The sequence below is a fragment of the Desemzia sp. FAM 23989 genome, assembly GCF_045528345.1.
Lineage (GTDB): Bacteria > Bacillota > Bacilli > Lactobacillales > Carnobacteriaceae > Desemzia.
On record NZ_JBGQQT010000057.1, the window covers coordinates 1 to 767 of the forward strand.

Here is a 767-nt window from a genome sequence, read left to right on the forward strand (position 1 = left end):
ATGGATATCCTCAAGAAACTTCATAGCCAGCATAATGGTATTCTTGGTTATCGTCGTATGACGCTATTTGTCAATCGCAAGCTTGAAACAAACTACAACAAGAAGCGGATTCGACGCTTGATGCACATTCTAGGTCTACGTTCCATTATCAGAAGAGCCAAGGGCTATTGTACTAAAACTAGCTTTGTCAATGTAGAGGACAACATTCTCAATCGTAATTTTACAGCCACTGCTCCAAATCAGAAATGGTGTACAGATGTGACTTTCTTGAAGTACGGTTTCAGCTGTAAAGCCTATTTGAGTGCTATTAAGGATCTTTACGACGGCTCAATTGTCGCCTATGTAGTTGGTCAATTTAATGATAACGAATTGGTATTGGAAACACTTCGTAAAGCACAAAAAGCTAATCCTAATGCGACACCATTAATTCACAGCGACCGAGGTTCGCAGTATACTTCGAAAGATTATTACCGTTTAACTACCCAGTATCAGATGACCCGCTCCATGTCTCGTGTTGGTAAGTGTATTGACAATGCACCAATTGAGAGTTTCTTTGGGCACTTTAAGACGGAGTGCTATGATTTGAAGAAGTATAAGACTTTTGAGGAGCTAGTTTCAGATATTGATGCCTACATCTATTTTTACAATCATCAACGTTTTCAAGAGCGCAATAACGGCCTTGCCCCTCTTGAAATGAGGAACAAGGCCGTCGCCTAATATTTTATTATTTCATTGTCCACTTGACAGGGAGCTATTCAGTGGATTCT

At 40.0% G+C, this 767-nt stretch carries 1 pseudogene; it reads left to right on the forward strand.

Annotation, left to right across the window (positions count from 1 at the left end):
* Window positions 1-717 (forward strand): annotated as a pseudogene (locus ACEN36_RS13005) (IS3-like element ISSth1b family transposase); the annotation flags it as partial.
* Between the last annotated feature and the right edge of the window lie 50 nt (window positions 718-767).